We start from the raw sequence: 23,380 nt of genomic DNA, 5'->3' as shown, positions 1-23,380 counted from the left end.
GGGTAGAGGGTCTTGGGACCACCCAAAATATTGCGCCCTACTGGCGGTCGTCAATATAATTCGATCCACGGTTGGTGTGGAGGGTCTGATCCGGTGGGCGCCTACTCTGAACCGTGGACTTCCGGCAGCTGACGTACTTCCTCGCCATCGTGGACCACGGTGGCTTCAACCGCGCCGCCGCGGCGCTCTACGTGTCGCAGCCGTCCCTGTCACAGGCCATCCAGGCCCTGGAACGCGACCTGGACGGCTGCCTGTTCCACAGGATCGGCAGGAGGGCGGTCCTGACCGAGGCAGGTGCCGCACTGGTCCCACGGGCCCGGGAAGCCCTGCACGCACTGGAACTGGCCAGGGCCAGCGTCGGCTCCGTCCACGAACTGCGCGGTGGGCGCCTGGAGATCGCCGCGATGGCCTCACCCACCATCGAACCCCTCAGCACCATGGTCCAGCGCTTCACCGAGCGCTATCCCGAGGTGTCGCTCAGCCTGCGCGTAGCCCTCACCCGTGAGGCCGTGATCGAGACGGTGCGCAACGGAGGCTGCGAACTCGGACTGCTGATCACCTCGTCGCCGCTGCCGGGTCGCGACGTCGTCCCGCACCATGTCGGAGACGACAGGCTCGTCCTGGTCACCCCGAAGGACGGCCCCTTCCCGCCCGGGCGGGCGGTGCAGGCCGAGCAGCTCGGAGGGCATCGGCTGATCGTGGGGCAGCGCGGGACCGGGATCCGTGCCTACGTCGACGACCTGAAAGCACAGGGCATCGACGTCCGCATCGCGGTGGAGACCGAACACCGCATGGCCTTCCTGCCCCTGGTGCTCCGGGGTGTCGGACTGGCGGTCGTGACGGAATCCTGGGCCGACCTGTCCGAGCGGGCCGGAGCCCTCGTCCTCGACCTGGAACCGGCCTGCGTCCAGCACAACGTCCTGGTGAGCCGCAAGGGGCGGCTGACGCCGGCCGCCAGTGCCTTCCTGGAGATCGCCGGTCCACCGGCTGATAGGGCCGGCCTATGAGACATATCGGGGATACGTGTTGGACCCGGACGACCACTGATTGCTGGAATTCGAGCCATGACGAACCACAGCATCGCCCTCATCCCCGGTGACGGCATCGGCACCGAAGTCCTCCCGGCGGCACGCGAGGTCCTCGACACCGTCGGGACGCGCCACGGCATCACGTTCACCTACGAGCGGTACGACTGGTCCTGCGAGCGCTACCTCCGCCACGGATCGATGATGCCCGAGGACGGACTGGAGCAGCTCCGCCGGCATGACGCGATCCTTCTCGGCGCCGTCGGTTACCCGGGTGTGCCGGACCACGTCTCCCTGTGGGGGCTGCTCATCCCGATCCGCCGGGCCTTCAGCCAGTACGTCAACCTCCGCCCCATCCGCGTGTTCGACGGTCTCCCCAGCCCGGTCCGCGCGGCCGTGCCCGGCGAGGTGGACTTCGTGGTCGTGCGGGAGAACACCGAAGGCGAGTACAGCGAGATCGGCGGTCGGATGAACCGCGGGTGTCCCGATGAAATGGCCGTGCAGCAAGCGGTGTTCACGCGGGCGGGAGTGACCCGGCTCCTCGACTTCGCCTTCGACCTCGCCGAACGGCGCGGCGGTCCCCTCACCTCGGCGACGAAGTCCAACGGGATCGTGCACACCATGCCGTTCTGGGACGAGCTGGTGGCCGAACGTTCCGCCGAGCACCCCACCGTCGAGTGGAACCAGGAGCACATCGACGCGCTGGCCGCCAAGTTCGTCCTCGACCCCGCACGCTTCGACGTCGTCGTCGCGTCCAACCTCTTCGGGGACATCCTCAGCGACCTGGCGGCGGCGGTGGCCGGCGGCATCGGCATCGCTCCGTCCGCCAACCTCAACCCGCAGGGCGAGTACCCGTCCATGTTCGAGCCGGTCCACGGATCGGCCCCCGACATCGCCGGGCAGGGCATCGCCAATCCGATCGGCGCGATCTGGTCCGCCGCCATGATGCTCGACCACCTCGGCCACCCCGCGGCCGCGGCCGACATCACCGACGCCATCGCCCGCGTCCTGGCCACCACCCCGGTCCGCACCCGCGACCTGGGCGGTTCCGCCTCCACCGCCGAGTTCACTTCCACCATCCTCCAGCACCTCTGATCAGGGCTTCTGCGTAGCCGCCGGAGACCGGGACGAGGGGTGGGGTGCGGGCGCTCTGGCGGGCGTGGGGCGAAGCGTCATTTATGCTTCAAGGCGGCCGCGGGGCGGTGGCTCGTCGCTGCACGCGGCAACTGCCGAACGGTCAGTCCGGACGGGGACCGGATGGCGCTGATCATGAAGATCTTGGGGAATCGAGTGACCGCCGACACGCGTCCCAGTGGTGTGTGGCGCCCGGCCCACCCGACCGCGAACAGAAGACCCCCAGGGAGAAGTGAGGTATGGCAGTGATCTGCGTCGGAGGCATGATCGGAATCGGCAAGACGAGCGTGGCCGAGCTGCTCGCCAAGGAGCTGGGCAGCGAAGTCTTCTACGAGAGCGTGGCAGACAACCCGATCCTTCCGCTCTTCTACACGGCGAGCCCCGAAGAGATCCAGGCGAAGCGCTACCCCTTCCTCCTCCAGCTCTACTTCCTGCAGACGCGGTTCGCCTCGATCAAGGAGGCGTACAAGCAGGGCGACAACGTCCTGGACCGTTCCATCTACGAGGACTGGTACTTCGCCAAGGTCAACCATGACCTGGGCCGGATCAGCACCCTCGAGATGGGGGTGTACGAGGGGCTGCTCAACGAGATGATGCGCGAGATCGACGGCCTGCCGTACCGCAAGGCACCCGATCTCATGGTCTACCTCAAGGCCGACTTCGAAACGGTGCTGCATCGCATCGGGCTGCGCGGCCGCGATTTCGAGCAGGACGAGAGCCTCGTCGAGTACTACCGGACGCTGTGGTCCGGCTACGACGACTGGGTGCACAAGCACTACTCGGCCAGCGAGGTCCTCGTCGTCGACATGAACAACACGGACGTGGTGAACAGCCCCGAGGACGCGGCCCGCGTGGCGCAGGAGGTCAAGGACGCCCTGGCGGCGGCCAGGATCCGGGCCTGAGCGCTCCGAGACCGAGTGCGGACCGGACGCGCCGTCCGGTCCGCCCTGACCTCGGCATGCCGCGCCGTCCACGATGCCGGGCGCCGTTACCGTCGGCGGAATGGACGGTGATCGCAGGCGATGGCGCCAGTGCTATCTCGGCGGGGCGGTGTTCGCCGTGTGCATGGCCGGCACTACCCTGCCCACCCCCCTCTACGGCCTCTACCAGGAAAAGTTCGGATTCTCCGAGCTGCAGGTGACGGTCGTGTACGCCGTGTACGCCTTCGGCGTCATCGGGGTCCTGCTGCTGGCGGGCAACGCCTCCGACGTCGTGGGCAGGCGGCCCGTCCTGCTGGTGGGCCTGGGACTTGCGGCGGCGAGCGCCGTCTGCTTCCTGTGCGCCACCGGGCTGGGCTGGCTGTACGCGGGCCGGCTGCTGTCGGGCCTGTCCGCAGGCCTGTTCACCGGGGCCGCCACGGCCTACGTCATCGAACTGGCGCCGCGGGACGGCTCCTCCCGCGCCACGTTCGTGGCGACGGCCGCCAACATGGGCGGGCTCGGCTGCGGACCCCTGCTCGCCGGTGTGCTCTCCCAGTACGCTCCCTGGCCGCTGTACCTGCCGTTCGCCGTCCACCTCGTCCTCGTGGCCGGCTCGGCCGCCGTCCTGCTGCGACTCCCCGAGACCGTACGGGAGCGGCAGCCGCTCGCGGCGGTACGGCCGCAGCGGCCCGCTCTGCCCGCGTCGGTGCGGCAGGTGTTCGTGCCCGCCGCAACCGCCTCGTTCGTGGGGTTCGCGCTGTTCGGAGTCTTCACGTCGGTCAGCCCGGCGTTCCTCGTCGAGTCCCTGGGCGTGCACGACCGGGCCGTGAGCGGGCTGATCGTCGCGTTGGCGTTCTTCGCCTCGACCGCCGGACAGCTGGCCGTCGGCCGCATCGGGGTCCGCCGGTCCCTGCCGCTGGGCTGCGTGACACTCCTCGCCGGGCTGGTGCTGCTCGCGGGCGCCCTGTACTGGGACCAGCTGGCGCTGGTGGTCCTCAGCGCGCTCGTCGGCGGCACCGGGCAGGGCCTGGCCTTCCGCGGGGCGCTCTCCGCGGTGGCCGGGGCCTCCCCGGCAGACCAGCGCGCCGCGGTCATCTCGATGCTGTTCGTGGTGGCGTACGCGGGCATCTCGGTACCGGTGATCGGCGTGGGCGTACTGACCGGCCCCATCGGCCTGGAGGGCGCCGGACTGGTGTTCCTCGCCTGTATGACGGCCCTGGTTTCGGCCGCGGCCGTCTATCTGCTCCGCCACCCCGTGCGCCAGGGGTAGTGGCGCACCGCGTTCGGCACTCGTGACCGGGCGCCGCCGTTCCCCGATCGGGCGATGTGTCGGGCCGGAGCGATTCGAATTCGCCCGTGCGGCGTTACACGACCTGGAGCTTGATCAAAGCCTCGGATCCGCCGGGGCGCGACACAGCCCGTGACCGGGTGCCGGTCGCAGGCGAGGGAGCATGATGTCAGACCTCATTCGGACGTCCACCGGTCGCGAGAGGCTTGCCGCGCGCTGCCGCGACGTGAGCGAGGCACCCGTGTTCGCCTTAGGGGTCATCTCGGTGATCCTCCTGAACGCCGTGCTGCTGGGCGTGGAGACGTACAGCGGACTGTCCGTGGAGTACGGCGTTCTCCTGCACTCCGCCGAGCGGTTCTGCGTCGTGGCGTTCAGCCTGGAGATGCTGATCCGCCTGGCCGCGCACGCCGACCGGCCGAAAGCTTTCTTCCGCGATCCGTGGAACGTGTTCGACCTGCTCGTCGTCTCCTCGGCCTTCGTTCCGTTCCTGCGGGAGAACACCACGCTGCTACGGCTGCTGCGCCTGGCGCGGGTCCTGCGCACCGCACAGTTCATGCCGCAGCTGCGGGTCCTGCTGGTCGCTGTCGGCCGCAGCCTGCCCGGAACGGTCAGCTTCCTGTTCGTGGGCGCCCTGATCCTCTACGTGTACGCGATGATCGGGTGGATCTGCTTCGCCGGCCACGACCCGGTGCACTACGGCTCCCTCGGCCGGGCCGGGCTGACCCTGTTCCTGCTGATGACGCTGGAGGGCCTGGGCGATGCCGTTCATGCCGGACTGGCGGTCTCCCCGTTCAGCATCATCTACTACGCCTCGTACGTGCTCCTCGCCTCCTTCGTCCTGGTCAACGTGCTGATCGGTGTCGTCCTCAACGCCCTGGAGGAGGCGCGTGAGATGGAGCAGGAAGAGAAGCGTGCCGCGCAGGCCGCCGCCCGGACGCCCGCAGGGCGAAGGGAGCGGGTGGCGCCGGAGGGGGCGGACGAGCTGCGGCTGCGGATCGCGGCGGTTCGCAGCGCCCTCGACGACATGGAGGCCCAGCTCGACCCCTCGGGCGCAGCGTCGCCGGTCACGACCGGATCCCCCTCGCTGGCCGGGGCGTCGGCAGGAGCCCGGTAGGCGTACGCGGGAAGGGCCCGGATCCTTTGAGGATCCGGGCCCTTCTTGGCAGTAGCGGGGACAGGATTTGAACCTGCGACCTCTGGGTTATGAGCCCAGCGAGCTACCGAGCTGCTCCACCCCGCGTCGGTGAACCCCACCTTACGGCACTGCCCGGCAGTGTTCGACCAGCGACGGCCGGCCGGGTCAGGTAGCGCTCGCGCCACTGCCTACTATGCGTCATGTGCCTGACAGCATGGGCACCGCACCGCACCGCACCGCACCACTCCCACGAACGGCACCACACCACCGAAGGGAGCGATCAGCGCATGACCAAGCCTGAGAGCGCGGGATACGACTACGACGTCGTCATCAGCGGGGCCGGCCTCGCCGGCAGCGCCGCGGCGATCCTGCTCGCCCGACGCGGTGTCCGCGTCGCACTGCTGGAACGCCGCTCGGACCCCGAGGCGTACAAGGCGCTGTGCACCCACTCCATCACGGCCAACGCCCACCCGGTGCTGGACGAACTCGGTCTCGTCCCCGCGCTGGAGAAGGCGGGAGCGGTCCGCAACGAGGCCCGCTGGTACACCCGTTGGGGATGGATCGAACCGAGGGCCGCGCCGGAGGGCCCCGAGCTGCCGTACGCGTACAACATCCGGCGCAGCACCCTCGACCCGCTGATCCGGTCCCATGCGGAGCAGACCGCCGGCGTCGATCTGCTCCTCGGCCACCACGTGACCGGGCTCGTTCAGGAAGCCGGGCGAACCGTGGGGGTGCGCGCATCGACACCGCAGGGCGAGCGCGAGATCCGGGCCCGCCTGGTCGTCGGCGCCGACGGCAAGGACTCGGCCGTGGCGAAGTCCGCCGGGATGCCTGCCCGGCAGTACGAGAACACGCGGTTCGGGTATCTCGCCCACTTCCGCAACCTTCCGCTGCACGGCGGGATCGGCCAGACGTGGTTCCTCGAACCCGACATGGCGTACGCGTTCCCCAACGACGACGGGGTCACGGTCCTAGCGGTGCTCCCGGACAAGAAGCGGCTGCCGGCCTTCCGGGAGGACCTGGAGGGCAGCTTCTTCGAATTCGTCCGCGCCCTGCCCGAGGCACCGCCCATCGACTCCGCCGAACGCATCACGAAGATCACCGGTACCGTCAACTACCCGCTGCACACCCGCAAGCCGACCGCACCGGGCGTCGCGCTCATCGGCGACGCCGCCCTGACCGGCGATCCCCTGTGGGGAGTGGGATGCGGATGGGCGCTGCAGTCCGCGCAATGGCTGGCCGAGGCGGTCGCCCCGGCCGCAGCCGGCCGGGGCGACCTCGACAAGTCGCTCGTGGCGTACGCACGCAGACACCGGCGCCGGCTGCGCGGTCACCAGTCCATGGCCGCCGACTTCGCCAAGGCCCGCCCGTTCAATCCCGTGGAACGGCTCGTGTTCTCGGCGGCGGCGCGCGATGAATCGGTGGCGCGGCACATGCATCTGTTCGCACAGCGCCTGATCGGGCCGCTGCGCTTCTTGAACCCCGTGGCACTGGCCAAGGCTTCGGCCGTCAACATCCGGCACCGCCTGGCGGTTGTGCCACCTGCGGACCGGTCAAACACAGACTCATGACCGGCTCAGGCTCCGGCTCTGCACCGCCTGTGTCGAACTCGCTGTCCGCGGCCACGCGGAAGCCGATGTTGCCGGTGGAGCTGTCGGGCGTATTGGAGCTCCGGGCTGCGACGCGGTAGCGGTTGCAGTACGAGTCGTGGCAGAGGTAGGAGCCGCCGCGCATCACGCGGCTGGTTCCGGGGGCGAACCGGTCGGCGCACCATTCCCATACGTTGCCGACGGCGTTGTAGAGCCCGAAGCCGTTGGGGCGGAAGGACTTCGCCGGTGCCGTGCCCGCGTAGCCGTCCTCCGCGGTGTTGCGGGTGGGGAAGTCGCCCTGCCAGATGTTGCACATGTGCCGGCCGTGGGGGGTGAGGTCGTCGCCCCAGGGGTAGCGCCGCTGTTCCAGCCCGCCGCGGGCGGCGTACTCCCATTCGGCCTCGGTGGGCAGGCGCGTGCCGGACCAGGCGCAGTACGCCTGGGCATCGTTCCAGGAGACGTGGATGACGGGGTGGTTCCGGCGCGCGGTGACGGACGAGCCGGCGCCCTCGGGGTGCCGCCAGTCGGCGCCGGGGACGGCCCGCCACCAGGGGACGGCCGCCACGGGCGCGGACGCGGCGGCGACGTCCTCGGTCAGGAAGCCGCCGAAGACGAAGGAGAAGCCGAAGTGTTCGGCTTCGGTGACGTGGCCGGTGGCTTTGACGAAGGTGGCGAACTGGGCGTTGGTCACCGTCGTGGGCGCGATGCGGAACGGGTCGACGGCGACCTCGCGTACCGGCCCTTCGCCGTCGGCCGGGGAGGAGTCCGGGTCGTCGGTGCCCATGAGGAAGCGCCCACCCGGTACGTCGATCAGCCCGCGGGCGGGCCGCGGGGCGGCGGCGACAGGTGGCCGCGGTGCAAGGGAGAGCGCGACGGTGGTGGCATCACCGTGTCCGGGGGCGCAGCAGGAAAGCATGGTGGCTCCGTCGGTGTACGTCGAGGGAGGGCGGGTGCCCCGCGGGTGATGCCGCGAGGTCGGCGGCTTGATCAGCTCTTGATCAGTAGGCCGCGGCTGCGCAGGACCCGGCGTTCGACGGGGCTGAAGATGAGGAGGTCGATGGCGATGCCGACGACGAGGATCAGGATGATGGCGAGGAAGACGCCGGGGAGGTCGATGTTGTTGCGGCCGTTTTCGAGGAGTTGGCCCAGGCCCAGGCCGAGGTCGGGGGAGCTGGCGATGATTTCGGCGGCCATGAGGGAGCGCCAGGAGAAGGCCCAGCCCTGTTTGAGGCCGGCGAGGTAGCCGGGGAGGGCGGCGGGCATGATCACGTGGCGGGCGCCGCGCAGGCCGGTGGCGCCGAGGGTGCGGCCGGCGCGGAGGTGGAGCGGGGGGATCTGGTCGATGCCGGAGACGAGGCCGTTGGCGATGGAGGGGACGGCGCCGAGGAGGATGACGGTGTACATCATGGCGTCGTTGAGGCCGAACCAGAGGACGGCGGGGGGTACCCAGGCGACGGAGGGCAGGGATTGCAGGCCTTGGAGGATGGGGCCGATCGCGGCGCGGACGAATGTGACGCGGGCGACGAGCAGTCCGAGGGGGGTGCCGATGGCCAGGGCGAGGAGGAAGCCGAGCAGGCCGCGGGAGACGCTGGTCCAGATGACTTCGAGCAGGGTGCCCTTGAGCCACATGTCGGAAAGGCTGTCCCAGACCGCGGACAGGGCGGGGAGCTTGGTCTCGTCGGTGACCTTCAGGGAGACCAGGACTTGCCAGACCAGCAGCACGAGGCCGATGGCGATGAACGGCGGGAGGACCTTCTTGACGAGGACCTCACGGGCCGGGGTGCGGTGGGTCTGGACGGCGTCGAGGGCGTCCAGGCCGGCTTCCAGGCCGGCGAGGTCGTCCGTCTTCGGCTTCGTTTCAGTGCTGGCCATGGCGGCGGATCTCCCCACGCAGGTGTTCGGTGATCTCGATGGACAGTTCGGCGACGTCCGCGTCTTCGATGCGGCGTGGCTGGGGGATGTCGACGGTCCATTCCTTGGCGATGCGGCCGGGGCGTGAGGAGAGCAGGACCACGCGCTGGGCGAGGCGGACGGCCTCGCGCACGTTGTGGGTGACGAAGAGGACGGAGACGTCGGTCTCGGCCCAGATGCGGGTCAGTTCACCGTGCAGCACGTCACGCGTGATGGCGTCGAGGGCGGCGAACGGTTCGTCCATCAGCAGGAGGCGGCTGTCCTGGGCGAGGGCCCGGGCCAGGGCGACGCGCTGGCGCATGCCGCCGGACAGTTCGTGGACGCGTTTGCGGTGGGCGCCGCCGAGCCGGACCAGCTCCAGGAGGCGTTCGGCTTCGGGCTTGCGGTCGGCTTTGGCGACCCCGCGCAGGCGCAGGGCGAGTTCGATGTTCTTGCCCGCGGTCAGCCACGGGAACAGGGCGTGTTCCTGGAACATGAGCGCGGGCCGGCCGCTGGTCTCGATGGTGCCGGCGGTGGGTTTGTCGAGTCCGGCGACCAGGTTGAGCAGGGTGGATTTGCCGCATCCCGAGGCTCCCAGGATGGTGACGAACTCGCCGGGCGCGACATCGAGGCTGATGTCGTCCAGGACGAGCTGCGGTCCGGCCGGGCCGGAGAAGGACTTCGAGACGTGCTCGATGCGGGCGGCATGAGTCACCGTGATGGTGTCCTCAACAGCTTTGGCGAGTGTGGTGGCCATGGTCGTCACCTCCTGGGGTAGCTGAACTACGGGCTTACTTGGTACCGAGGCCGGCGTCGGAGACCTCGGGCTTGCCGGCGGCCTTGAGGACCTTGTTCAGGAGCGTCAGGTCGTAGATCCCGGCGAGGTCGGGCTGTTCGATGAGCTTGGCCTTGACCGCCCAGTCGGACTCGGTCTTCAGGGTGGTGGCCAGCGGGTCGTCGGTGACCAGGATGTTCTTCCACGCCGGGTCGATGATCTTCGCGTCGAGCGGCTTGCCGCCGTCGGCCTCCAGCTTCGCGTTGGCGGAGGCCTTCGCCTTGTCGGGGTTGGCGTTGATCCACTCGTTCGTCTTCACCGTTCCGGCCAGTACGGCCTCGACGACGTCCGGGTGTTCCTTGAGGAACTTCTGCGACACGATGATGTTCGTGATCACGAACTTCTTGCCGGGCCACAGGTCGGTCTCGTCGAGGAGGACCGAGGCGCCGTCGGAGACCAGCTTGGAGGCGGTCGGCTCGGGCACCCAGGCGCCGTCGATCGAGCCCTGCTTGAAGGCGTCGGGGGTCACCTTGTTGTCCGTGCGGACGACGGAGACATCGCCCTTGCCGGACTCCGGGTCGACCTTCCAGCCCTTCTCCGCGATCCAGTTGAGGAAGGCGACGTCCTGGGTGTTCCCCTTCTGCGGGGTGGCGATCTTCTTGCCCTTGAGGTCGTCCAGGGTCTTGATCTTGTCCGGGTTCACGACGAGCTTGACGCCGCCGGAGGCCGAGCCGGAGATGATCCGCAGGTTGCTGCTCTTGGACTTGACGTAGCCGTTGACCGCCGGCGAGGGGCCGATGAAGCCGATGTCGAGAGAGCCGCCGTTGAGGGCCTCGATCTCGGAGGGGCCGGCGTTGAAGGTCTGCGGCTTGATCGCGGTGGCGCCCAATTCCTTCTGGATCAGGCCCTCCTGCAGGCCGACCAGCGCGGTGGCGTGCGTCAGGTTCGGGAAGTACCCGATACGGACCTCCGACGCGGAAAGCTTCTTGTCGCCGGTGGCCGCGACGTTGGCCTTGTCGTCGTCCTTCTTCGCCGCGGAACCGTAGCCGCAGGCGGTGAGCAGCAGGGGAAGAGCCGCTGTGACGGCGATGGCGCGCAGGGTGGTGAGCGGTCTGACGGCAGACACGGAGGTGTCCTTTCACGGGATGGTGTTCAGGGAGGTACGGAGAGATGGGCGACGCGAAGCCCTCGGTACACACGGCACGCGAAGGGGTGGGTGTCGGACGCCCGCGCTCGGAAGCAGGCGGTCGGTGAGGTCGGCCGAGGGGCCTGCCCGGTCGACGGAGAGCGCAGTGGGACAGAGCTCAGTGGTGCGCAACGCGCGGAACCGGCCAGGCGACGGGTGTCAGGCGGGCTGACAGATGGCGCTGGAGGTACGGACCAGGTCGATGTGTCGGCGGGAGGTCAGCGGCAGCATCCGGCCTGCGTGGTGCAGTGTTCGCACGGCCGCCTCCCTTGATTCCTAGTTTTCCCACCTGGTTGGTAGGCATATTGGCAGAGCCCGGCACCCGCCCCAAGAGGTTGACCGCATGGTGGACGCTTATATCTCGCAATGCGAGAAAGCGCAGGTGGGGCAGGGGTCAGGAAGCCAGGGGATCAGGGATTGGTCCAGGCCCCGGGGGCATCGGCCAGTTCCGATACGCCAGAGGGCAGATCGGCGGACGCGACGTCGGCCAGGCTCACGCCGTCGAGGATCTCGCGCACATTGGCCCGCAGCGCGATCCACAGGGGGAGCAGCGACTGGGCGGGGCCGGTGTAGGACAGGTCCGGTGGGCGGACTCCGCGCACCGAGACGAGCGGTCCGTCCACGACGCGGATGACGTCCGCGATGCTGATGGACCGGGCGGGCTTGGCCAGCCGGTAGCCGCCGTTGCCGCCGCGCTGGCTGAGTACGAGACCGCCTCGGCGCATGTCGTTCAGGATGCCCTCGAGGAACTTGTGCGGGATGTCCTGGGCGTCGGCGATCGCTTCGGCCTTCACCGGCCCGTCATCCTGTGCCGCGGCAAGCTGCAGTGCGGCACGTACCGCGTAGTCCGCCCTGGCTGAGATCCGCATAGGGCCATTATCCGGCATGGATCAGGCCGGCGACCGCCGTGGGTGGCCGCAGGCTGCCGGGCAGGTACGCGTGCCCGGCAGCCGAGGGGCCTGGGAGGTGAAGAGGGGTGGCCTGCGTCAGTGGAAGGCCGCCGCCACCGCGCGGTGGGAGCCGTTGAGGTAGTGCTCGCCGATGGAGCGCAGTCGGTGCGCGACCGGGCGGTGGGCTGTCAGGACTCGGGCGTTGCGCCAGAACCGGTCCAGTCCGGGGGCGTCGGCGAGTTCCAGCACCCGGGCGGTGATGTGCAGGGCGGCCTTCGAGGTCACGGCCTCGGCCGTCGCGACCAGGGCGGCGACGCCCGCCGGTACCTCGGCATCGAGCTGCGCACCCTTGGCGAGAGCCTGCGCCATGACCTCCGTCGCCCGGTCGACCACGGCGGTGGCCGTCTGAGCGGCAGAGGCGAGTTCCCCGTACGTCAGGAAGAGGTCCGGGTCCTCACCGGGCAGTCGGTGTGCGCGGCCGCCCCTGCTGAGGTCGCGTGCTTCGGTGAGGGCGCCCTCGGCGATGCCGAGGCCGACGTGGCACAGGGCGAGCCGGAGCGCCGGTTCCGCGAGCGCGGTGACGGGTGGGGTCGACTCCTCGTCGTGCGGCCGGCGGCCCAGCACCTGCTCCGGCGTGATGGCGACCCGGTCCAGGACTACCTGACCCGCGCCGGCGACCCGCTGCCCGAGGCGATCGTGAGCGGGCTCGACGGTCACGCCCCGTGCGCCGGGTGGGATCCGTACGACCAGTACGTCGCCGGTCGCGGTACAGACGGCGTCCACCACGATCTGGTCGGCCGCGGCCACCGCCGTGTCCACGGACCGGCGCCCGTTCAGCAGGTAGCCGGTAGCGCGCGGCCTCAGGCTGAGGTCCGGTCCCTCGGTGTCGTCGTTGGACGCGGGAGTGCGGACCGCCCCGGTCCACAGCCACCGCTCGCGCACCGACTCCTCTTCGAGGGCGGTGGCGTGCTCGTGATCCGCGTAGAAGCGTCCGCTCCAGGCGTGTACGTAGTGACGGGCGAGCAGGTCGCCGACAGAGCTGTCCGCTGCGGCGATCTCCCGTATGACGGCGCATCCGGTACGCCAGTCCGCACCGCGGCCGGGCCCGGGCGGGGTGAGGGCCGCCGGCAGACCGGCCTCGCGCAGCCGGGCCGTCTCGTCGGTCGGCGGCTTGCCGGCTTGGTCGCGAGCAATGGCGTCCGCGGCGAGGTCGTCCGCCACATCGCGGGCGGTACGCAGGAGTGCGTGGTGCCGCTCGTCGGTGCCGTGGGGGCTGGCGGTGGTCATGTCGACTACTCCGGAACGTTGTTGGGTGGCAGACGGTGGGTGTGCGAGCCGGCCGCGACCGGCCAGGGCCACGATCCCCACCTTTCCCATCGGATTGATAGGGATACTCGCCCGAAGCGACCTTCCCGGCAAGAGCGTGACCGAATGATGGACAGTCCGATCTCGGGATGAAAGACGATGCAGGCCAGAGGCCGGTCGGTGGGATCGCGGCCGGATCCCCTGTCAGGGGGCGCGTGGAGTCGGGGAGTTCTTCCCCCGGTCCTCTCGGTGGCAGGGCCCCTTCATCCGGCCATTTCCTATGCAATCAGTAGGGAAGTATTGACGCGCGCCCGCCGCGCACCCCACGATGTGCCCATGTCCCCGTCGCAGCCGTTGCTCGTACGCCGCAGGCACGTTGACCTCCGTCGCGTGGCCAGCGCCGTCTGCCGACCCGTCTAGGGCTTCTTCCTCAGGGCATTTCCTCGATGCGCCGGCCGGTGTCCCGGCTGCCGCTTCCGTCTGTGCGTCGCCCCGTCCGTGACCCCGGCCCTTCGGGGCCTGCGGATCGGTCCGGCGTGCGACGCGCCGAACCTCCCGGTCGACTCCTTCACGGAGACACCGCGCCCTGTCGTGCCCGAACACCCGGCCTCCGTACCTCACTCCGCGCAGCCGAAGGGGCTCATCGTGACCACCGCCATTCCCGCACCCGCACCGGCCGTCCGCCGTTCCCCGGCACCGCGCCTCCATCTGGTCGGCGACCGTCCGCCCGCTGTCCCCGCCGGCGGGACCGACGGCGGTCGCGTCGGGTACCTCGTGTTCCTGCCGGCGAACGTCGACCCGGTGGCGCTGATGCAGGCGCACGGCATACGCCCGGAGATCCATCCCCTCGTGCCCGGGTTGCCGCAGGCTCCCGGGTCGGCGCCGGCCCGGGAGCCCGAGTCCGGCCGGCTCGACGACGCGATCCGGGTGGACCGGACACGTCGGCTGGCCGAGGTCGACGGGCGCGAACTGGATCTCACCTACCTGGAGTTCGACCTCCTGGCCCACCTCGTGGCCCACCCGTACACGGTTCACACGCGTGATGCCCTCATCTCGGGCATCTGGGGGTACGGGCACATCGGCGACGGCCGTACGGTCGATGTCCATGTAGCCCGGCTGCGCCGCAAGCTCGGACCCGCCTACCGGGGCCGCATCTCGACCGTGCGCCGCGTCGGCTACAAGTACGTTCCCGACCAGCCGTAGCCCGGGGTCGGCTGCGCCGGGGCCGACGGGAGGAATCCGGCTGTCCCGTACCGGCCCCGGGGCCCCGCCGCTACCTGAACAGGCGGTCACCAGGGGTGGCCATGCGGTGGGTGCCGCTGTGGCGGTTCACCCAGTCACGGACGAGGCTGATGGCGTTGGCGCACTGCCAGCTGTCGTCGTACTCGCGCACTCCGGTGAAGGCCCCGTAGCCCGCGATGATCCCGTCCACGCGCCCGTCGCCCAGCAGTTTGTCGACGTACCACGGATCGTTGTACGTGGTCGTCCAGGACAGCGTGGCCGCGAGCTGTCCCGCGTCACGGTCCGCGGAGCCCTTCTTCAGTTCCGCGCACGTGTTGTAGGTGGCTTCCGTGCAGTTGCCGAACCCCTTGGTGATGTCACTGTCGCCGTAGTCCATCACCCGGCGTCCGGCCGGGAATCCGGAACCGGACCGGTTGAAAGCACCTCGGACCTGGTCGCGGGTTCCGGTCGTCGTGATGCCCTCCAGGCTGCCGAGCCTGCCTTCCAGGCTCTTCCAGCCCCGGCCGCCGACGTCCGGGGTACTGCCGCCGTGGTACTCGTAGAACCCGTAGAGCACCTGGATCCCGGCAGCCGTCAGCCGCTGTGCCTTGTCGCGCAGTCCGGCGACGCTGCACCCGCGGTTCTCCTGCTCTCCGCAGTAGTTCGGGTCCTTGATGTCCAGCCAGACCAACGACAGCCGGCGTCCCGCGTTGGCGTTCGAGACAATGCGGTCGATCATGCTGTCGAAGCTGGGGCCCAGCCGGTTGTCACCGGCCGAGGAGCAGTCGTGATAGGCCCGCCATTCGTTCGGGTTCCACCAGGCGCAGACATCTATCTCGATGCTGTTGGCGCCGTGCTTGAGTGCGGCGTCCACGCCGCCCAGGGTGTCGACGCGGTGCGCGATGGCGTAGATCGGGTGACGCTGATCGGCCGCTGCCGCCCGGGTCGTACCGAGCGCGGTGGTGCCGATGATCGCGCACAGGGCCGTGATCAGCGCCAGTAACAGCCGTTGGCCGGCAGCACGCTTGAGGTGAGTGGTCAAGAAGCCGCTCCTTCATGTCTCTGTCCTGAACCGGACAATTGATCTCACCCGTCACATGTTGACGCACGATAAATGCATGATGAACGCAATCGTCTTGCGGTCTGCCGGCCGCATCGGAACTGCCGATCGGCTGTCAGGGGCGGGCGGCGCGGCGGGAGCGCAGCAGCTCCAGGGCGATCGGGATCAGGGACGCGGCGGCGATGGCCGCGATGATCGGCAGCAGGTAGCGGTCGACGTTGGGTACGGAGGCGCCGAGCGCGTATCCGGCCAGGACCAGGCCGATGGTCCACAGCAGACCGCCCAGGACCTGCCAGAGGGCGAACGTGCGGGCCGGTACGTTCAGGACCCCGGCGAGCGGGTTCAGTACGGTCCGCACGATGGGCAGGAAACGGGCCAGGACGATGGCCTTCGCGTACCCGTAGCGTTCGAGGATCTCCGCCGCCCGGGCGGCGCCTTCGCCGATCTTGCGGGACTTCGTCCGGGTCAGGAACGCGGGCCCGGCCTTTCGGCCCAGCAGATAGCCCGTCTGCGCGCCGGCGAGGGCGCCGGCCGCCGAGGCGAGGAGGACCCAGGGCAGTGACAGGTGCCCCGGGGAGGCCGCCGAGCCCGCGCACAGCAGTCCGGCCGTGAACAGCAGCGAGGCCCCCGGCAGGAAGAAGCCGACGAGCAGCCCCGTCTCGGCGAACAGGACGACCGCGATGCCGATCGTCCCGAACGTGGCGAGGAGGGATTGGGCGTCGAGCAGGTTCACGGCGAGGTGCAACGGCGGCGCTGCGGCGAGCTGTGTAAGGGGCATCGGCGCGGTCCCATCGATAATGGTGGTCGGGGTGGGGTTCACCGTCGCAGACAAGGGGCTGCCGGGAGGCCGGGTGCCGGACAGCACGGGCGCCGTCCGCCCCTCCCTGTCTACAAGACAGTAGTCCGTCTACCTTACTGTAGACGATCTCTCCGAGGGGAAGGTTCCATGACGGGCAGCGCGAGCGAACGTCGGCCGGCGGGCGAGCTGGAGTCCAGCGTTCTGGCGGCATTGTGGGCGGCGGGAAAACCGCAGTCCGCGGCTCAGGTGCGAGCGGCGATACCGCAGCCGCTGGCCCGGACCACGGTGGCGACGCTGCTCGCCCGGCTGCACGAGAAGGGCGTCATCGACCGGAATCCGGGCGGGCGGGGCTTCCTGTACTTTCCGGTGGAGGACGCGCACGGCCTCACCGCCCGCCGGATGCATCGCGAGCTCGACCAGGACGGCGACCGCAGCGTCGTCCTGGCGCGCTTCGTCGAAGGGCTCAGTCCCGATGACGAGGCCGAGCTCAGGCGTCTGCTGGAGGGAGGCGGTCAGTGATCGTCCTGCTGCTCGTCCCCCTCCTGCTGCCCTGGGCCCTGCCGCCGCTCGCCCGGCGTGTGGCCGCCCGGGTGAGGCCCGACGTCGCGCTGTGGACGATCACCACCGCCTCGGGGGCACTCGCCCTCGGGGTCGTGGCGTGCCTGGGTGTCCTGCTGTTGCCCCTCGCTCTGGCGATACCGCCCCTGGCCGCCCTCGTACACCTGGTGCAACCGCTCCAGGCGGGGCCGGCGCCGCTGACCTTCGGGATGTCCGCGCTGTCCGCCGGGGCCGTCGCGGTCACCGGCGTCACCGTGATCCGACACGGATGGTCCGAGGTGAAGCGCCTGCGCAGTGCCCATGGCGATGTCGCCCATCTTCCGCACGTCGGAGGGGTGTGCGTACTGGACGATTCCCGCCCGGACGCCTACGCCCTGCCCGGGCTGACGGGCACGGGCCGGGTCGTGGTGACCAGCGGCATGCTGCGCTCGCTGGATCCGCGCGAGCGCGAGGTGCTCCTGGCCCACGAGCGCGCTCACCTCGCCTCGCGCCACCACCTCTTCCTCGCCGCCGCCCAGCTCGCCGGATGGTGCCACCCGGCACTGGCCGCGGTCGTTCCCCAGGTGTCGTTCGCCGCCGAACGCGCCGCGGACGAGGCCGCCGCCCGCGCCACCGGCGACCGGTTGCTCACCGCGCAGGCCGTGGGGCGCGCGGCGCTGGCCGCCACCCGTGGCAGCAGGCGGTCCGAGCGGTCCGTGCTCGCGGCGGGCGCGGTCACCGGACCCGTCCCCGCCCGCGTGAAGGCGCTGCTGGCCCATGCGCCCGCCCGGCGCATCGCCCCCGCGGTGCTGGCCATGGCCCTGCTGTGCGCCACGGCCGGCGCTTCCTCCCTGGCCGGGGCGATCTGGCTACACCGCGGGGTCGAAATCGCCCAGGGGGAGCACCCCTCCGACTGAAGTCCGACCGACTCCCGGGGGCCTACTCGGACCGCAGCTCCCGTTGACCGTCCTCGACGAGGATGCGCTGCCGCACGTCAGTCGCCGGCCGTCAGTCGCCGACCGTGGGCCGGCCGCCGGTGCGCGACAGGTACGCGAAGGCGAGGAGGGACAGCCAGGCGGTGGCGAAGAGCCAGCCCCCGATGACGTCGGTGAACCAGTGGACCCCGAGGTAGACGCGGGTGAGGCCGACCGCCGCACCCCACACTCCGATCACTGTGGCCGCAAGGCGGGGCACCCTGGAACCGCGCAGGAACAAAGCGGCGATCAGGAGCCCGGCGGTCATCGCGCCGGTGCTCGCGTGGCCGGAGGGGAAGGACCAGCCCGAGGCCTGCGTCGCCCAGTCCGCTGTCGCCGGGCGGGGGCGCGCGATCAGCATCATGATCGCGTAGCGCAGGGTCTGGCCCGCGCCGAGGCACAGGGTCAGCGCGGCGGCCGTGATGGCCCGCTGCCGGATGGTGCGGCCGGCGTACAGGCCTGCCAGTACGAGCAGGACGTACGGGATGAACCCGGTGCCGGTGTAGGTGACGATGCGGGCGAGGGCCGAGGGGACGGCGGGGCGGTGCTCCACGGACCAGCGGTGCAGGGCCGCATCGGCGGGCAGCAGATGATCCGGGGTGCGTACGACCCACAGCGCCAGCAGGGCGAAGAGCACGCCGGCGCTCAGGGCCAGCAGGCCCGCCCGGCGTGCGAGTCGGGCGCGGGTCATGGGGAGACCGGCAGCGGACGCATCGGGCCGGCCTTCGGCCGGTCCGCCACCGCGAGCTCGACGGCGTGCCCGTACTTCGCCGGCGGTTCCTCCGCGCCTCGGGCGTCCTCGCGCAGCGCGGCGTACGGGTTGACCGCGAGGTGGATTGCGGTGGGCACGGAAGCGGCCATGCAGGTGGGGCCTCTCGAAGGAGCCGGCCGAAGGCGACCGGGCGGAACACCCGGGCGACTGACATGCCGCAGGTGGTCTACTGCACTGTAGACGACTGCGGGGTAAGCGTGAGGTCAATGGCCGAGGGGTCCGCCGTCAGGCGGTCAGGACCCCGGTGCCGAGCAGGCCGAAGAGCAGGACTCCGATGACGATCCGGTAGATGACGAAGGCGTTGAAGGAGTGCTTCGCGACGAACTTCAGGAGCCAGGCGATCGAGGCGTAGGCGACGGCGAAGGAGACCGCGGTGCCGACGGCCAGCGGAAGGGTGTCCACGCCGGCGCCGATGGCGTCCTTGAGCTCGTACAGGCCCGCGCCGGTCAGGGCGGGGATGCCCAGGAAGAACGAGAGGCGGGTGGCGGCGACGCGTTCGAGGTCGAGGATGAGGCCGGTCGACATGGTGGCGCCGGAGCGGGAGAAACCGGGGAAGAGCAGGGCGAGGATCTGTGAACAGCCCACCAGCATGGCGTCCCTGAGGTCGGTGTCGTCCTCTCCGCGCTTGTGCCGGCCCATCTGGTCGGCGGCCCACATCAGGCCGCTGCCGACGATGAGGGAGCCGGCGACCACCCACAGGGAGGCCAGGGTGCTCTCGATCAGGGGTTTGGCGGCCAGCCCCACGACGACGATGGGGATGGTGGCGTAGATGACCCACCACGCGAACTTGTAGTCGTGGTGGTACCGCTCTTCGCGGTTGGCCAGGCCGCGTCCCCAGGCGGTCATGATCCGCACGATGTCCTTGAAGAAGTACACCAGGACCGCGGCGATTGCGCCGACCTGGATGACCGCGGTGAAGGCGACGACGGCCTTGTCGTCCACCGGGATGCCCATCAGCCCCTCGGTGATCTTCAGGTGGCCGGTGGAGGAGACCGGCAGGAATTCGGTGACCCCTTCGACGATGCCGAGGACCGCTGCCTGCCCGATGCCGATGGTGCTCAATTCGTCCGTCCCTGGGGTTGGTCCGATGTGTTGGCGGCGACGGCGGGTGTCATGGGAGGAGGGGCATGGCACACTCGGGGAAGTCCCTCACCGTCTACACGCGTGTAGAAGCCGAGGGTGACTGTAGAGGATGAGCAAGGAGGCGGCCAACAATGGACGGGCATGACCGTGCCGGTCCCGCGCACGAAGCGGACCGCCGCCTGGCCAACGGGAGGCGGGAGGCCGAGGTGCTTGCCGTACTCCGTTCGGCCTCCGCGCCGCTCACGCCCCGGGAGGTGTTGGATCGCATCGGTGGTGACCTGGCCTACAGCACGGTGGTGACGATCCTGACCCGCCTGTACGACAAGGACGTGCTCACCCGTGCGGCCCACGGGCGGGCCTTCGCCTATGCCCCCGCCACGGACGAACAGGGGTTCGCCGCACGGAAGATGCACCGGGCGATGGAAGAGGTGCAGGATCGCGAAGGGGTTCTCACGCGCTTCGTCGACGACCTTTCCAGCGGGGACGAGGCCTTGCTGCGCCGACTGCTGGGCGGCGACCTGGACGCGGGCCGGTAGGCGCGGGGTCTGCCGTGCATCTGGCCGTCTACCTCCCGCTGCTCTTCCCCCTGTTCGCCGGTCCAGGGGCCCGTCGGCTGGCGGATCGCCTGGAGCCGCGTCCGGCCACGCTGCTCCTGACGGCGGGTGCGGTGGTGCTCGCCGCCGGAAGTACCACGGTGCTGGGACTGCTGGCCCTCGCGGGTCTGGTCCGCATTCCGCTGATTGCCCGGCTGGCCGAGCTGTCGCCGGCGGTGCTGCAGCGCGATGATCCCGCGTGGATCCCGGTTGCCGTGGTGGCCGCGCTGCTGCTGGCGGCCGTCGTGGCGACCGGCTCGCGCTTTGCGTTCCGGCGGGTGCGGGCGGTGTGCGCGGCCGTCCTGGAAGCCGCCTGTTTCCCGGGGGGCGATCCGGTGGTCGTTCTGGAGGAACGGGCTGCCGACGCGTTCGCGATGCCGGGGCTGCCAGGCCGGATCGTGGTGTCCACCGGCATGCTGCGGTCCCTCGACGCCGACGAGCGGGAGGTCCTGCTCGCCCATGAGCTGGCCCATCTTAGGGGCCACCACCACCTCTTCACCGCGGCCGTTCAACTGGCCGCCGCCGTGAATCCGTTGCTGCGTTCGACGGCCGACGAGGTCGCGTACACCGTGGAGCGTTGGGCCGACGAGGCCGCGGTCCGGGCGACCGGAGACCGGCGTCGGGTGGCCGTCACCGTAGGGAAGGCCGCGCTGGCGGCGAAGGACTCCGGCGGCCGGCACAGACTGCCTGCGGCGGCCCTGGGCCTGCTCGGGCGGCCCCGGCGCGGCGAGGCGCCGGGGCCCGTTCCCCGGCGCGTCGCCGCACTGCTCTCGCCCCGGCCGACGGGTGGGGGATGGCGGGGAGTTGCGGCGATCGTCTATGTCGCGGCTGCCGCTCTGTGCACCGCGGACGCGGTCCAAGACCTCCACGAGGTGGTGCGGCGGGCCAAGGGGGGTTGAGCCCGCCTCCCGGGGAGCCCGGGGTGTTGGCCCGCGGACTTGGCCCGGGTCAGGCAGCGACCGAAGGCGTCCGTCGGGCGAGGGCGCCGGACGTCCTGACGGTGACGTAGAGGGAGGCCGCCAGGGTGAGTACCAGCAGGGCGCCCACGGTGAAGATGCTGGCGTCCGATACGGCGGGCGGGCTACCGGCCTCGGAGCGGGCGGAGCCGCTGAGGAAGGGGACCACGGCCAGGACGGCGATCCCGAGGACGACCTCGCCCCAGACGACCTTGGGGAAGTGCCGCAAGGTCAGGTGCAGGAGCGAGGAGGTGTCGTCCTCGGAGCGTGCCTTGACGATGCGGGGCATGAGCCAGAACTGGTTGACGGCGCCTGCCGTCACCATGCCGAGGACCAGGAGGATCTTGACGAGGACGAAGAGCCCGTAGGTCGTCGTCCACAGCTGGCTGATGGAGCCGACGTGCTTCCAGCCCAGCCACAGTCCGGAGGTGAGCACCGCGCCGACGCTGACGAGGGCGACGAGGGCGAAGCGGCGCCAGATGTCCGCCCAGAGCAGGCCCGCACTGTCGCCGAGGCGGCGGCGGGAGGTGGCGAGTCCGGCGAGGAAGGCCAGGCCGCCGACCCAGACCACACCGCTGATGATGTGGGTCTGGCTGAACACGAGGTCCAGCACCTTCTCCGCATCCTTCGGCTTGGTGGCCGGCACCGCAGCGATGAGCGTCACCGCAAGGCTCAGGGGCAGGGCGGTCAGTGCGAGGGTGTTCAGGTGCCGGCGTACCCGGGGAACGAACAGCGCGATCAAGGCGGCTGCGGCGAGTACCAGAACGACGTTCTGCACCAGGTATATCGTGCCCTGCGCGATCCAGGCGCCCTTGCCCGCCGGTGCGAGGAGGAAGTCCCAGATCCGGCCGGGCGAGAGGGCGTCACCGAACGGCATGCCCTTTCCGGCCCGGGCCAGGCGGGCGGCGAGCTGGAAATAGCCGGCGACGAGGAGGGCTACCCCGGCCCAGGCCAAGTAGCCTGCCGTTCTTCGTCTCATGACCTCCACGTCACTGCTATGGCTCTCCGGCGCGCGCAGCGCGGGGCGTACTGACGCTGCGTAGGTGACCGTGGCGCCGATGGCTCCGGAGAGGCCGATGAAGTAGCCGGCCTTGGTGAGGACGCGCCAGAGCGGAGGTGTGGTGTAGCCGGATTCGGCAGCCAGATGCATGAGGTGCATAAGGGGAGGCTAGCCTAAATAAGGCTACCCTTGTCTACTCCCTGCGAACACGAATGAAATCAGGCGCGGGGCGAATCCATGCTCGGCCGGATGGTCGCCTGACCTCGACAGTTACAGTCGGCGGATGGAACTGCGGCAGCTGAGGTACTTCGTCACCGTCGCCGAGGAACTGCACTTCGGTCGGGCCGCCGACCGGCTGCACATCGTGCAGTCGGCGGTCAGCCAGCAAGTGCAGCGGCTGGAAAGGGAGCTGGGGGCCGATCTGTTCGACCGATCGCCGCGCCACGTCCGGCTCACCGGCGCGGGGGAGCGGCTGCTGCCCGAGGCGCGGGCGGTGCTCGCCGCCGCCGAACGGGCCAGGGCCGCCGTCCGGGAACGGACCGGCCTGCGCCTGGGCACCAGCACCGGCCTCGGTGAACACCTGGACCGGCTGCTCGGCGACCTGGCCGTGCTCGCCCCCGACACCTCGGTCCAGCTGGTTTCGGCCCCGGCTCACGACCGCCTGGAACAGGTCGCCGACGGCCGCCTCGACGCCGCGTTCGTACGTTCCCTGGAGCCCGCCCCGGGCGTGCGGATCCTGCCTCTGTGGAAAGACCCCCTGGTGGCCGCCCTGCCGGCGGCCCATCCACTCGCCCGCGAGACGGAACTGGCCATCTCCGACCTGGCCGGCCTGCGACTCTGCATCACCGTCCGCCGCAACAACCCGGCCCTGGTCGATCTGGTCGTCGGAGCCTGCCATTCGGCCGGCTTCGAGCCGCTGCCCGGACCGGTCGGCGGATCGCTGCAGAACACCCTCGCCACCATCGGTGCCGGCTCCATACCGATGTGGACCGTGGTGTACGCGGCCCAAGCGCGCGTGCTGCTCAGCCCCCGGGTCGCCTTCCGCCCGTTCCGTGCCCCCGGCCTGGCCCTGCCCATCGGCCTGGCCGTCCGCCGGGAGACCCCGCCCGCTGCTCTTGAGGTACTTCTGCAGGCGCTCACCGCACTCCCGGCCGGCGACGATCACGAGAACTGATCGCTGCGGTCGCGGTCTGCTTCTTGGTCGGTCTGCACGGATCCGATGGACTGGGGTCACGCCGGTGAGCGACC

The 23,380-nt window shown here is 70.3% G+C and carries 26 protein-coding genes and 1 tRNA gene; 13 read left to right on the top strand and 14 right to left on the bottom strand.

Annotation, left to right across the window (positions count from 1 at the left end; translation table 11 throughout):
• The first annotated feature begins 113 nt into the window (after positions 1-113).
• The 5 genes from OG509_RS03290 to OG509_RS03270 all read left to right on the top strand — a co-directional run bounded on the left by OG509_RS03290 (position 114) and on the right by OG509_RS03270 (position 5,481).
• Positions 114-1,007, top strand: coding sequence for a LysR family transcriptional regulator (locus tag OG509_RS03290; protein ID WP_406179938.1), 894 nt, complete (start codon positions 114-116; stop codon positions 1,005-1,007).
• 57 nt (positions 1,008-1,064) lie between these two features.
• Positions 1,065-2,120, top strand: coding sequence for a tartrate dehydrogenase (locus OG509_RS03285; RefSeq protein ID WP_406179936.1), 1,056 nt, complete (start codon positions 1,065-1,067; stop codon positions 2,118-2,120).
• Positions 2,121-2,398: 278 nt separating this feature from the next.
• Positions 2,399-3,061: a deoxynucleoside kinase gene (locus OG509_RS03280; RefSeq protein WP_406179934.1), complete on the top strand. Its 663-nt coding sequence runs from the start codon at positions 2,399-2,401 to the stop codon at positions 3,059-3,061.
• Between the two features lie 100 nt (positions 3,062-3,161).
• Positions 3,162-4,349 (top strand): MFS transporter, encoded by a 1,188-nt coding sequence (locus tag OG509_RS03275; protein ID WP_406179932.1) that lies wholly within the window; start codon positions 3,162-3,164, stop codon positions 4,347-4,349.
• A gap of 184 nt (positions 4,350-4,533) precedes the next feature.
• Complete coding sequence (locus OG509_RS03270; RefSeq protein ID WP_406179930.1) at positions 4,534-5,481, top strand: ion transporter; 948 nt, start codon at positions 4,534-4,536, stop codon at positions 5,479-5,481.
• Positions 5,482-5,533: 52 nt separating this feature from the next.
• Here the strand turns inward: OG509_RS03270 and OG509_RS03265 are convergent.
• A tRNA-Met gene (locus OG509_RS03265) sits at positions 5,534-5,607 on the bottom strand.
• 182 nt (positions 5,608-5,789) lie between these two features.
• Here OG509_RS03265 and OG509_RS03260 point away from each other — a divergent pair.
• Positions 5,790-7,073, top strand: a complete 1,284-nt coding sequence (locus tag OG509_RS03260; protein WP_406179928.1) for an NAD(P)/FAD-dependent oxidoreductase — start codon at positions 5,790-5,792, stop codon at positions 7,071-7,073.
• Here OG509_RS03260 and OG509_RS03255 read toward each other — a convergent pair.
• The 7 genes from OG509_RS03255 to OG509_RS03225 form a co-directional block, all read right to left on the bottom strand.
• Positions 7,012-8,007 carry a formylglycine-generating enzyme family protein gene (locus tag OG509_RS03255; protein WP_406179926.1) on the bottom strand — a complete coding sequence of 332 codons (996 nt, stop codon included), beginning with the start codon at positions 8,005-8,007 and terminating at the stop codon, positions 7,012-7,014. The two genes, OG509_RS03260 and OG509_RS03255, sit on opposite strands and share 62 nt — an antisense overlap.
• 71 nt (positions 8,008-8,078) lie before the next feature.
• Positions 8,079-8,963 carry an ABC transporter permease gene (locus OG509_RS03250; protein WP_406179924.1) on the bottom strand — a complete coding sequence of 295 codons (885 nt, stop codon included), beginning with the start codon at positions 8,961-8,963 and terminating at the stop codon, positions 8,079-8,081.
• Positions 8,950-9,747 carry an ABC transporter ATP-binding protein gene (locus tag OG509_RS03245; RefSeq protein ID WP_406179923.1) on the bottom strand — a complete coding sequence of 266 codons (798 nt, stop codon included), beginning with the start codon at positions 9,745-9,747 and terminating at the stop codon, positions 8,950-8,952. Before OG509_RS03245 ends, OG509_RS03250 begins: the two co-directional genes overlap by 14 nt.
• 25 nt (positions 9,748-9,772) lie before the next feature.
• Entirely contained in the window at positions 9,773-10,882 is a 1,110-nt protein-coding gene (locus tag OG509_RS03240) for an aliphatic sulfonate ABC transporter substrate-binding protein (protein ID WP_406179921.1), read from the bottom strand.
• Positions 10,883-11,101: 219 nt separating this feature from the next.
• A complete protein-coding gene (locus OG509_RS03235) occupies positions 11,102-11,200 on the bottom strand; it encodes a putative leader peptide (protein ID WP_385578229.1) in 99 nt (32 codons plus the stop codon).
• Between the two features lie 152 nt (positions 11,201-11,352).
• Complete coding sequence (locus OG509_RS03230; protein WP_406179919.1) at positions 11,353-11,811, bottom strand: RrF2 family transcriptional regulator; 459 nt, start codon at positions 11,809-11,811, stop codon at positions 11,353-11,355.
• Between the two features lie 117 nt (positions 11,812-11,928).
• Entirely contained in the window at positions 11,929-13,119 is a 1,191-nt protein-coding gene (locus OG509_RS03225; protein WP_406179917.1) for an acyl-CoA dehydrogenase family protein, read from the bottom strand.
• A 177-nt stretch (positions 13,120-13,296) separates the two neighbouring features.
• On the opposite strand from OG509_RS03225, the gene OG509_RS03220 reads away from it, so the two are divergent.
• Together OG509_RS03220 and OG509_RS03215 are read left to right on the top strand one after the other, a co-directional pair.
• Positions 13,297-13,557, top strand: coding sequence for a putative leader peptide (locus tag OG509_RS03220; RefSeq protein WP_406179915.1), 261 nt, complete (start codon positions 13,297-13,299; stop codon positions 13,555-13,557).
• Between the two features lie 225 nt (positions 13,558-13,782).
• On the top strand, positions 13,783-14,340 hold the full coding sequence (locus tag OG509_RS03215; RefSeq protein ID WP_406179914.1) for a winged helix-turn-helix domain-containing protein: 558 nt from the start codon (positions 13,783-13,785) through the stop codon (positions 14,338-14,340).
• Between the two features lie 70 nt (positions 14,341-14,410).
• On the opposite strand, the gene OG509_RS03210 is transcribed toward OG509_RS03215, so the two are convergent.
• Complete coding sequence (locus OG509_RS03210; protein ID WP_406179912.1) at positions 14,411-15,400, bottom strand: glycerophosphodiester phosphodiesterase family protein; 990 nt, start codon at positions 15,398-15,400, stop codon at positions 14,411-14,413.
• A gap of 133 nt (positions 15,401-15,533) precedes the next feature.
• The gene (locus OG509_RS03205) at positions 15,534-16,196 is read right to left on the bottom strand and encodes a DedA family protein (RefSeq protein WP_406179910.1); all 663 of its coding nucleotides are present in this window, start codon (positions 16,194-16,196) and stop codon (positions 15,534-15,536) included.
• Between the two features lie 168 nt (positions 16,197-16,364).
• On the opposite strand from OG509_RS03205, the gene OG509_RS03200 reads away from it, so the two are divergent.
• Positions 16,365-16,736 (top strand): BlaI/MecI/CopY family transcriptional regulator, encoded by a 372-nt coding sequence (locus OG509_RS03200; protein ID WP_387291699.1) that lies wholly within the window; start codon positions 16,365-16,367, stop codon positions 16,734-16,736.
• Complete coding sequence (locus OG509_RS03195) at positions 16,733-17,671, top strand: M48 family metalloprotease (protein ID WP_406179907.1); 939 nt, start codon at positions 16,733-16,735, stop codon at positions 17,669-17,671. The genes OG509_RS03200 and OG509_RS03195 overlap by 4 nt, the downstream gene beginning before the upstream one ends.
• 91 nt (positions 17,672-17,762) lie before the next feature.
• Here OG509_RS03195 and OG509_RS03190 read toward each other — a convergent pair whose 3' ends face one another.
• From OG509_RS03190 to OG509_RS03180, 3 genes are all read right to left on the bottom strand, one after another.
• Positions 17,763-18,419, bottom strand: coding sequence for a phosphatase PAP2 family protein (locus OG509_RS03190; protein WP_406179905.1), 657 nt, complete (start codon positions 18,417-18,419; stop codon positions 17,763-17,765).
• Positions 18,416-18,577, bottom strand: coding sequence for a hypothetical protein (locus tag OG509_RS03185; RefSeq protein WP_406179903.1), 162 nt, complete (start codon positions 18,575-18,577; stop codon positions 18,416-18,418). Before OG509_RS03185 ends, OG509_RS03190 begins: the two co-directional genes overlap by 4 nt.
• A gap of 148 nt (positions 18,578-18,725) precedes the next feature.
• Positions 18,726-19,562, bottom strand: coding sequence for an undecaprenyl-diphosphate phosphatase (locus OG509_RS03180; RefSeq protein WP_406179901.1), 837 nt, complete (start codon positions 19,560-19,562; stop codon positions 18,726-18,728).
• Positions 19,563-19,714: 152 nt separating this feature from the next.
• Between OG509_RS03180 and OG509_RS03175 the strand changes: the two genes are divergently transcribed.
• Both OG509_RS03175 and OG509_RS03170 read left to right on the top strand, forming a co-directional pair.
• Entirely contained in the window at positions 19,715-20,119 is a 405-nt protein-coding gene (locus tag OG509_RS03175; RefSeq protein WP_406179900.1) for a BlaI/MecI/CopY family transcriptional regulator, read from the top strand.
• Between the two features lie 14 nt (positions 20,120-20,133).
• Positions 20,134-21,075, top strand: a complete 942-nt coding sequence (locus tag OG509_RS03170) for a M56 family metallopeptidase (protein ID WP_406179898.1) — start codon at positions 20,134-20,136, stop codon at positions 21,073-21,075.
• A gap of 49 nt (positions 21,076-21,124) precedes the next feature.
• Here the strand turns inward: OG509_RS03170 and OG509_RS03165 are convergent, their stop codons facing one another.
• Positions 21,125-22,291 (bottom strand): copper resistance D family protein, encoded by a 1,167-nt coding sequence (locus OG509_RS03165; protein WP_406179896.1) that lies wholly within the window; start codon positions 22,289-22,291, stop codon positions 21,125-21,127.
• Between the two features lie 124 nt (positions 22,292-22,415).
• Here OG509_RS03165 and OG509_RS03160 point away from each other — a divergent pair, with 124 nt between their 5' ends.
• Positions 22,416-23,306 carry a LysR family transcriptional regulator gene (locus tag OG509_RS03160; protein WP_406179895.1) on the top strand — a complete coding sequence of 297 codons (891 nt, stop codon included), beginning with the start codon at positions 22,416-22,418 and terminating at the stop codon, positions 23,304-23,306.
• Positions 23,307-23,380: the final 74 nt, after the last annotated feature.

The organism is Streptomyces sp. NBC_01006 (assembly GCF_045162725.1).
Classification (GTDB): domain Bacteria; phylum Actinomycetota; class Actinomycetes; order Streptomycetales; family Streptomycetaceae; genus Streptomyces.
Note: the sequence above shows the minus strand (reverse complement) of the source record. Positions and strands in the feature narration are given on the sequence as shown.